This is a genomic window from Limnohabitans sp. Hippo3 (assembly GCF_003063665.1).
Taxonomy (GTDB): domain Bacteria; phylum Pseudomonadota; class Gammaproteobacteria; order Burkholderiales; family Burkholderiaceae_C; genus Limnohabitans_A.
In genome coordinates, this window is sequence record NZ_NESF01000029.1 from 1 (window position 1) to 1,017 (window position 1,017).

The window sequence follows — 1,017 nt, forward strand, 5'->3', positions numbered from 1 at the left end:
GTTGATCTTTCGAGTTTTTATGCACACACACTTTCTTGGCATCGACATCGCCAAATCAAAGTTCGATTGCGCTTTGCTGCGCCCTGACGGCAAAGTTCGCAATAAAGTTTTATCCAATAACGCTCAAGGCTTTGCCCAATTGCTCACTTGGCTCGATGCCCACGGCATCCCCTCTGGCGAGCTGAGTCAGCTGCACGTTTGCATGGAAGCCACAGGCATCTATTGGGAGGCCTTGGCCGAATTCCTGTGTGACCAGGGCATTCTTGTCAGCGTCATCAATCCTGCGCAAATCAAGGCTTACGGTGCTTCTCGCCTGATGCGCTCCAAAACAGACAAGATCGATGCGAATTTGATCGCCCACTTCACCAAAGAGCGCACGCCTGCACCTTGGGTGGCTGCCGCCCCACATGAGCGAGTCCTGCGCAGCTTGGTGCTACGCTTGGAAGCGCTGCAAAACATGCTCACCCAAGAGTGCAATCGGCTGCAAGTGGCCAACCCGGCCGTGCAGCCGCAAATAAAAAACCACATCGACTGGCTCAATGCCGAGATCAAGGCGTTGGCCAAACTGATCAAAGACCACATCGAAAAACACCCGGATCTGCGCCAAAAGCGGGACTTGCTGGACAGCATCCCCGGGATAGGCGAGCGCACACAGGCCATCATGTTGGCCTACTTCGGCTCAGCGGAGCAATTTGACAATGCACGCAAGGCAGTGGCTTTTGTAGGGCTCGATCCCAGGCAACACGAGTCTGGCTCCAGCGTCAAAGGCAAACCCCGGATGTCCAAGGTCGGTCACGCCTTTGTCCGAAAAGCCTTGTACATGCCCGCGATGGCTGCGTTGTACAAAACGGACTGGGGCAAAAGCTTCAGACAGCGGCTGGCTGATGCTGGCAAACCGCCCAAACTGATCATTGGTGCCATGATGCGCAAGCTCGTTCATGTGGCTGTTGGTGTGCTCAAGTCGAACAAACCGTTCAACTCGGCACTTCACTGCGCTTGACACGCATCACAGTATCT

1 protein-coding gene is annotated in these 1,017 nt (G+C 54.8%); it reads left to right on the forward strand.

Going from position 1 to position 1,017, the window contains the following annotated elements:
• Nucleotides 1–19: 19 nt before the first annotated feature.
• On the forward strand, nucleotides 20–1,000 hold the full coding sequence (locus tag B9Z34_RS14405; RefSeq protein WP_108428802.1) for an IS110 family transposase: 981 nt from the start codon (nucleotides 20–22) through the stop codon (nucleotides 998–1,000).
• Nucleotides 1,001–1,017: the final 17 nt, after the last annotated feature.